The sequence below is a fragment of the Streptomyces sp. CB01580 genome, assembly GCF_001905795.1.
Lineage (GTDB): Bacteria > Actinomycetota > Actinomycetes > Streptomycetales > Streptomycetaceae > Streptomyces.
Genome location: NZ_LIXJ01000016.1, coordinates 295,431 through 303,386, shown reverse-complemented (window position 1 = coordinate 303,386; position 7,956 = coordinate 295,431). Strand labels below are relative to the sequence as shown.

5 protein-coding genes are annotated in these 7,956 nt (G+C 72.6%); 3 read left to right on the top strand and 2 right to left on the bottom strand.

The window, feature by feature from the left end; all coding sequences use genetic code 11:
• Positions 1-67: 67 nt before the first annotated feature.
• Complete coding sequence (locus AMK22_RS41135; RefSeq protein ID WP_073787941.1) at positions 68-583, bottom strand: hypothetical protein; 516 nt, start codon at positions 581-583, stop codon at positions 68-70.
• 106 nt (positions 584-689) lie between these two features.
• The gene (locus AMK22_RS23395) at positions 690-1,730 is read right to left on the bottom strand and encodes a DUF3533 domain-containing protein (RefSeq protein WP_073787939.1); all 1,041 of its coding nucleotides are present in this window, start codon (positions 1,728-1,730) and stop codon (positions 690-692) included.
• Positions 1,731-1,922: 192 nt separating this feature from the next.
• Between AMK22_RS23395 and AMK22_RS23385 the strand changes: the two genes are divergently transcribed.
• The 3 genes from AMK22_RS23385 (at position 1,923) to AMK22_RS23375 (ending at position 7,938) form a co-directional block, all read left to right on the top strand.
• On the top strand, positions 1,923-5,642 hold the full coding sequence (locus AMK22_RS23385; protein ID WP_107430617.1) for a DNA polymerase III subunit alpha: 3,720 nt from the start codon (positions 1,923-1,925) through the stop codon (positions 5,640-5,642).
• A 17-nt stretch (positions 5,643-5,659) separates the two neighbouring features.
• Entirely contained in the window at positions 5,660-6,676 is a 1,017-nt protein-coding gene (locus AMK22_RS23380; RefSeq protein WP_073787994.1) for a DNA polymerase Y family protein, read from the top strand.
• Between the two features lie 356 nt (positions 6,677-7,032).
• Positions 7,033-7,938: an esterase/lipase family protein gene (locus AMK22_RS23375; RefSeq protein WP_073787937.1), complete on the top strand. Its 906-nt coding sequence runs from the start codon at positions 7,033-7,035 to the stop codon at positions 7,936-7,938.
• Positions 7,939-7,956 lie beyond the last annotated feature (18 nt).

Genomic DNA, 7,956 nt, shown 5'->3' with positions numbered 1-7,956 from the left:
ACGACATCACACAGACCCTAGAGCCGAACCGGCCCCGGCGGCGGGATCATCCGCGGGGCGTCCGGGGTCAGGCGGTGGGCGTCGACTCCAGGTGGTACGTCGTGTCGACCCAGAAGCCGTTCGCGGCCCTGGCCCTGATCTCCAGCACGTACTGTCCGGGGAGCAGGGGTGCGATGGCTCCCCAGAGGCCCCAGGTGTAGCGCTGGGTCGACTCCGTCCTGAACGACGCGGTGAACTCGCGCAGCGGCAGCGGAACGCCGTTCAGCGACGCGGTGGCCTCCACGACGGTCATGGACAGGGGCACCCTGGAGTACGACCTGGGGTGCTGCATGTTGAGCACGGGAAAGAACAGCGGCCGGTCCGAGGGCGCCGCGCAGCGCCGCACCACCCGGCCGCCGTACGTGCCGGCGAGGAACCAGAGGTCGTCCGGCTGGTTCCAGTCGGCGTGCTCGCCCGTCGTGTCCTTGACGGGATCACGGTCGTCGGGGGCGGACAGGGCCCACGTCCACCACCGGCCCGAGAGCTCCCCGCCCTCCGCGTCGCTCGGCTTCCACGTACCGTCCGCCGGCCCCGTACCACTCATGACACACCCCTCCCACGTGCGGCCCCTCGCCCCAGGGCCTGATCCGAACAAGCGGACAGTACTCCGGGGCGCGGGCTCGGCGAGCGGCGGGCGCGGTGTGTACGGATCAGTCCTCGACCACCGAGCCGAACGGCGGCGGGGCGTCGGCGATGTCCTGCGGGGTGCGGCGCATGGCGATCAGGAAGGTGACGAGGGTGCCCACCGCCGCCCAGGCGGAGAGCACCAGCAGCGGTCCGGTGATCGCGTTGCCCTTGAAGTAGGCGATCGAGCGGGCCACCCAGGTACCGGCTCCGGGCGGCAGCGCGGGGCCGATCGCCCGCCAGAAGTCCGGGAGCATCGGCAGCGGGAAGGCGCCGCCGGCGCTCGGGTTGCCCGCGATCACCACGATCAGGACGGCCAGGCCGATGCCGACGATGCCGGTGAGGGCCTGGAGGGCGAGGGTGAGCATGCCGACCGCGAAGACGGTCAGCGCTCCCAGCCCCGACAGGCCCCAGAAGCTTCCGGGCAGGGCACCGAGAATCGGGCCGATGATGAGCGCGCCGCCGATTCCGCCCAGTACGGAGTAGAGCGCCATGACGCCGGTCCGGATCAGCGCGCGCTGCCGGTTGGCGGGTTTGGCGCCGGCGCTGATCGCCAGAATCGAGGCGCAGAGATAACCGCCCACACACCAGCCCACCACCAGGTAGAAGGACGAGATCCCGTTGAAGTCCTGGTCGGAGGCGGGAGCCAGGTCCACGGACCGCACCGTGCGCTGCTGGGCCTGCTCCACCTTGGTGAGGGTCTTGGTCAGGGTGTCGGCCATGGCGGTGCCGCCGCCGGAGGCGACGAGGACGGTGTCGGTGGTGCCGGTGGGGTCGACGATCAGGGCGCCGTCGATCTCACGGTTCATGATCCGCTCGCGGGCCGTGGCCTCGTCGGCGACCGCGCGGGGGTCCAGCGGACCGCCCGGGAGGTTCTTCAGCTCGGTCAGGAGCTGCGCGGACATCTGCTGGGGAGCGACGACCCCGAAGGGGATCTCCGTCGGCTTCGGTTTGTGCAGGGCCCCGACGTAGGAGGCGATGAACAGGAGTTGCAGTGCGAGTACACCGATGACGAGCACTGCGGCTCGTGGAGTGACGGCGTTCTTCACCTCGTCGACGAAAGTCATGTCCTCACAATCCGGGGTATCGGCCGTTAGTACAGGAAAAGTAGGCCAAACGGTTGAACGGTACACGGATGTGGGTGCGAGTGCGCCCTGTCCCCGCTCGCGTGTCCCTCGGGTGTCGTACGAATGTTCGAAAAGTGGTTTATGGTGGAGGCGAGGGGTGGTGGTGAGTACGGATCGGTCCAGGAGGTGCGGATGCCCGGGTTCACGCATCTGCGTACCGTTTCCGGGTTCTCCCTGCGGTACGGGGCCTCGCACCCGGAGCGGTTGGTGGAGCGCGCCGCGGAACGGGGGATGGGCGCGCTCGCGCTGACCGACCGGGACACGCTCGCGGGAACGGTCCGTTTCGCCAAGGCGTGCGAGCGGGCCGGGGTGCGGCCGATCTTCGGGACGGAGCTCGCGGTGGGGGCCGCGACGGCGGAGCATACGAGAGAAGGCGGGGGTGCGCATCAGCTGCGGACCCCCGCCCGGGGTGGTGCCTTTGTCGACGAATCGGACCCCCGGGTCACCTTCCTCGCCCGGGACGGCGCGCGGGGATGGGCGGAACTGTGCCGCCTCGTCACCGCCGCGCACGCCGGGGCCGGGGGCGTGTATGCCGGGGCCGGAGACGCCGCGTACGCCGGTACCGGGCCCGCTCGCGCAGGGGGCACGGGCGCCGCGCATGCTGGTACGGGACCCGCGTACGCCGGCGCTGGACCTGCTTCCGGTGCGCGCGCGGGCGTGAGGACGGGCGCGAGGCCGGGGCAGCCCCTGCTCGACCGGTCCGCGCTGCCCGGCGAAGGGCTCCTCGTACTGCTCGGACCCGCCTCCGACGTCGGCAGGGCGCTGGCCGCCGGCCGTCCGGACCGGGCCGCCGCGCTGCTCGCCGCCTGGCGGGAGGTCCACGGCGACGACCTGCGCCTCGAAGCCGTCCACCACGGGCGCGAGGGCACCGGCCCCGGATCGCTGCGGCTCGCCGCCCGTACCGTCGGCTTCGCCGCCGAGCAGGGGGTGCGGGCCGTGCTGACCAACGCCGTCCGGTACGCCGATCCCGGGCAGGGGCCGGTCGCCGACGTGCTCGACGCGGCTCGCCTGCTGGTGCCCGTCGATCCCCGCCGCGCCCCGCTGGACAGCGGCGAGCGCTGGCTGAAGGACGCCCGCACGATGGCCGCGGCGGCCGAACGGATCGCCTCCGCCGCCGGTCTCGGCCAGGGTGCCGGGGCGCGGCTGCTCGCGGAGACCCGGCACACCGCCGAGGCCTGCGTCGTCGACCCCCGGAGCGACCTCGGCCTCGGCACCGTCCACTTCCCCGAACCGCACCTCGTCGGCGCCGCCCACCGCACCGCCCAGCGGGTGCTGGCCTCCCGCGCCGCCGCCGGAATGGTGCTGCGCGGCTACGAGCGCAGGCGCGACTACTGGGAGCGGATGCACCGGGAACTGGACATCATCGCCCACCACGGCTTCGCCTCCTACTTCCTGACGGTCGCTCAAGTCGTCGACGACGTACGGGCGATGAACGTACGAGTGGCCGCCCGGGGATCCGGCGCGGGCTCCCTCGTCAACCATCTCCTCGGGATCGCGCACGCCGACCCGGTCGAGAACGGGCTGCTGATGGAGCGCTTCCTCTCCAAGCGCCGTGCCGTGCTGCCCGACATCGACATCGACGTCGAGTCCGCCCGCCGGCTCGACGTGTACCGCGCGATCATCGGACGCTTCGGCGCCGAACGGGTCGCGACCGTCGCCATGCCCGAGACCTACCGGGTGCGCCACGCCATCCGGGACGTCGGCGCCGCGCTCTCCATGGACCCGGCCGAGACTGACCGGCTCGCCAAGGCGTTCCCGCACATCCGGGCCCGTGACGCCCGCGCGGCCATGGCGGAACTGCCCGAACTGCGCGACGTGGCACGGGAGAAGGACCGCCACGGCCGGCTCTGGGAACTGGTCGAGGCGCTGGACGCCCTGCCCCGCGGCATCGCCATGCATCCGTGCGGGGTGCTCCTCTCGGACGCCTCCCTGCCGCACCGGGTGCCCGTCGTGCCCACGAGCGGGGAGCACTTCCCGATGGCGCAGTTCGACAAGGAGGACGTGGAGGACCTGGGGCTGCTCAAACTCGACGTCCTGGGCGTGCGGATGCAGTCGGCGATGGCGCACGCGGTCGCCGAGGTCGAGCGGGCCTCGGGGCAGGCCGTGGACCTGGACGCCGTGCCACCGGGCGACCCGGAGACGTACCGGCTGATCAGGAGCGCCGAGACGCTGGGCTGCTTCCAGATCGAGTCGCCCGGCCAGCGCGATCTCGTCGGCCGGCTCCAGCCCACCGGCTTCCACGACCTGGTGGTCGACATCTCGCTGTTCCGGCCCGGTCCGGTCGCCGCCGACATGGTGCGGCCGTTCATCGAGGCACGGCACGGCCGGGCGCCCGCCCGTTACCCGCACCCCGATCTGGAACGGTCGCTGCGCGAGACGTACGGAGTGGTCGTCTTCCACGAGCAGGTCATCGAGATGCTCGACATCATGACCGGCTGCGGACGGGACGAGGCCGACCGGGTGCGGCGCGGACTGTCCGACCCCGGCTCGCAGGACCGGATCAAGGTGTGGTTCGCGCAGCGGGCGGCGGAACGGAAGTACGGCATCGAGGTGATCGCCCGGACCTGGGAGATCATCGAGGCGTTCGGCAGTTACGGCTTCTGCAAGGCGCACGCGGTCGCCTTCGCCGTACCGACATACCAGTCGGCGTGGCTCAAGACGCACCACCCGGCGGCCTTCTACGCCGGGCTGCTCACCCATGACCCGGGGATGTATCCGAAGCGGCTGCTGCTCGCGGACGCGCGGCGGCGCGGGGTGCCGGTGCTGGGCCTGGACGTGAACCGCTCGGCGGCCACCCATCGAATCGAACTGGTGTCTGATGGCGGGGCCGGGGTCCTGTCCGGGAACGGGGCCGGGGTCTCCCGGGAGGGCTCCGGGGTCTGGGGAGTGCGGCTCGCGCTCTCGGACGTCCATGGCATCAGCGGGGCCGAGGTCGCCCGGATCGAGGCCGGACAGCCCTACACCTCGTTGCTGGACTTCTGGCAGCGGGCCAGGCCGACCAGGCCGGTCGCCGAACGGCTGGCCCAGGTGGGCGCGTTGGACGCGTTCGGTGCCAACCGGCGCGATCTGCTGCTGCACCTGTCCGAACTGCGCCACGTCCGGCGGGGCGCCGGTTCCGCCGGTGCCGGTGAGCAGCTTCCGCTCGGAGGCGGCCACCGGACCGGTCCGATCGGGCTGCCCGACCTCAACGAGGCCGAACGTCTCAGTGCCGAGCTGGGCGTTCTGAGCATGGACGTCTCCCACCACCTGATGGAGGATCACCACGCGTTCCTGAAGGAGCTCGGGGTGGTCTCCGCCAAGCGGCTGCGCGAGGCGCGGCACGGGCAGACCGTGCTGGTCGCCGGGGCCAAGGCGGCCACCCAGACCCCGCCGGTCCGCTCCGGCCGCCGGGTCGTCTTCACCACCCTGGACGACGGCACCGGCCTGGTCGACCTGGCCTTCTTCGACGACAGCCACGCGGCCTGCGCGCACACCGTCTTCCACTCCTGGCTGCTGCTGGTGCGCGGCGTGGTGCAGCGGCGCGGACCGCGGAGCCTGAGCGTGGTCGGTTCGGCTGCCTGGAACCTGGCCGAACTGGCCGAACTGCGGCGCACCGGCGGGCTCGACGCGGTCGCCGCCCGACTGGCGGAGAAGCCCGGGGCCGAGGAATCCTCGGACCGGAAGCCCTCGGCCGCCGTCGGCTCCTCGCCCGGGGAGTCCGCTGCCGAAACCCACGCGCCCGACGGCGAGGGCCGCCGCGTCCGGCTGCCGACGGGGTACGAGATGAACCCCTGGTCGGACCTCCAGCCGCCCGGCGAGGGCGTCGCCACCGGCAGGAAGCTGTGGCACCAGAGCCCGGGGAGCGCGGGATGAGCGGCATCGAACGGGACATGCCGGGAGTGCCGGGGACCGGGGCGCCGGGCATCCTGTACCTGCGGTTCCGCATGGTCGGCGGCGGCCCCCCGGACGACGTCCGTTACGAGGAACTGCTCGCCCTGCTCGGTACGTTCACCCCAGTGGTCGAGGCGGTCCGGCCCGACGGGGCGCTCGTCGATGTGCGCGGCGCACTGCGGTACTTCGGCCAGGACGCGAGGGGGCTGGCCTCGGTGATCCGGGTCCGGGCGCTCGCCCTGCACGGCGTGGACTGCGCGATCGGGGCGGGGGAGAACCCGATGCTGGCCCGGGCGGCGGCCCGCCGGGCGGCCCCCGGAACGACCTTCGTGGTGCCCCGGGGCGGGGGAGCGGGGTTCCTCGCCGCCGAGCCGGCCACGGCGCTGGACGGAGTCGGGGCGGCGACGGCCCGCACCCTGCGCGGCTACGGGCTCGACTCCGTCGGCCGGATCGCGGCGACCCCGCTCGGCACCCTGCAACGGATCACCGGCGCACGGACCGGGCGGGACCTGTGGGAGCGGTCGCGCGGCATCGACCGCACGGTGGTCGCACCGGGCGCCCCCGCCCGGTCGGTCGCGGCCGGACGCACCTTCCCGCTCGATGAGTTGGACCAGGGGCGGCAGCGCCGCGCGATCCTTTCGCTCACCGAGGAGCTGGGCGCCCGGATGCGTGCGGACGGGCAGGTGTGCAGGGGGCTCACGGTCCTCGTGCGTCATGCCTCCCGGACCGGGTACGCCACGCTGAGCCGTACCCGTACGCTTCCGGAACCCACCGCCCACTCCGCGGCGCTCACCGACCTCGCGTACCGGATCCACGACTCCTTCGGACTGCAACGGGCCCGGGTCCGGGGGATCGCGCTGCGCGCGGAGGGCCTGATGGACGCCGAACGGGCCGCGCACCAGCTGTCGTTCGACCCGGCGGACGAACGGGCGCGCCGGATCGAGGCGGTGGCGGACCGGCTGCGGGACAAGTACGGCCCGCGGGCCGTGATGCCGGGACGCCTCGCGGACGGCTGATCCCCGCGCGGCCCGACGGCTCCCGCGCGGCTCGCCGCCCCGCGCTGTCCGCAGGCATCCTCGCGCCGTCCGCAAGGGCCCGTGCCCACCGTCGATGCCGAACACCGCCGACGCCGTCGTCGCGAAGAAGCCCGCGCCGCCTGTGCCGGCCGTCGATTTCCGCCCGCCACCCACGGGCCGTTCCGCTCCGTCGTCTTGGTGAACCATCAGTTTTTTTGCGACGCGCAACTTCCCATGCCTCCCTACCCATGCGTAACTTGGCCTGAGCACACGGAAGGTCAGCTGTCAGAACTTGTGGTCCGGGCCGCAGAGAGCACACCCATCGCAACTCCCTTGAGCCGCAAGGAGACCACACGATGCTGCCCCGGACCCGTGCGTCACGGGTTCTCCGCGCCCGGAGAACCCTTGCCGCGCTGCTCCTCGCCGTCGCCGCAGTCGCCACCCCCACGGCCGCCGCTGCCGCCACCCCCACGGCCACTGCTCCCACCGCCGCCACGGCCACGTCCCGCGGCTGGAACGACTACTCCTGCAAGCCCTCCACGGCCCACCCCCGGCCCGTCGTCCTGGTCCACGGAACCTTCGGCAACTCGATCGACAACTGGCTGGCCCTCGCCCCCTACCTCGTCAACCGCGGATACTGCGTCTACTCCCTGGACTACGGCCAGCTGCCCGGCGTACCGCTCTTCAACGGCCTCGGCCCGATCGACAAGTCGGCCGGCCAGCTCGCCGTCTTCGTCGACAAGGTGCTCGCCGCCACCGGCGCCTCCGAGGCCGACCTCGTCGGTCACTCCCAGGGCGGGATGATGCCGAACTACTACCTGAAGTTCCTCGGCGGGGCCGCCAAGGTGAACGCCCTGATCGGGATCGCCCCCGACAACCACGGCACCACCCTCCTCGGCCTGACGAAACTCCTGCCGTACTTCCCGGGCGTGGAGCACCTGCTCAACACCAACACCCCCGCCCTCGCCGACCAGGTGGCGGGCTCCCCCTTCCTCACCAAGCTCAACGCGGGTGGCGACACCGTGCCCGGAGTCCGGTACACGGTCATCGCGACCAGGTACGACGAGGTCGTGACCCCGTACCGCACGCAGTTCCTGGACGGGCCGAACGTCCGCAACGTGCTGCTCCAGGACCTGTGCCCGCTCGACGTCTCCGGGCACGTGGCGATCGGCACCATCGACCGGATCGCCTACCACGAGGTGGCGAACGCCCTCGACCCCGCCCGCGCCACCCCGACCACCTGCGCCTCGGTCATCGGTTAAGGCGTGTTGCGAAAGTCC

Coding starts and splice junctions, on each gene's coding strand:
- AMK22_RS41135 (WP_073787941.1), bottom strand. CDS start 583: ATGAGTGGTACGGGGCCGGCGGACGGTACGTGGAAGCCGAGCGACGCG.
- AMK22_RS23395 (WP_073787939.1), bottom strand. CDS start 1,730: ATGACTTTCGTCGACGAGGTGAAGAACGCCGTCACTCCACGAGCCGCA.
- AMK22_RS23385 (WP_107430617.1), top strand. CDS start 1,923: ATGCCCGGGTTCACGCATCTGCGTACCGTTTCCGGGTTCTCCCTGCGG.
- AMK22_RS23380 (WP_073787994.1), top strand. CDS start 5,660: ATGCCGGGAGTGCCGGGGACCGGGGCGCCGGGCATCCTGTACCTGCGG.
- AMK22_RS23375 (WP_073787937.1), top strand. CDS start 7,033: ATGCTGCCCCGGACCCGTGCGTCACGGGTTCTCCGCGCCCGGAGAACC.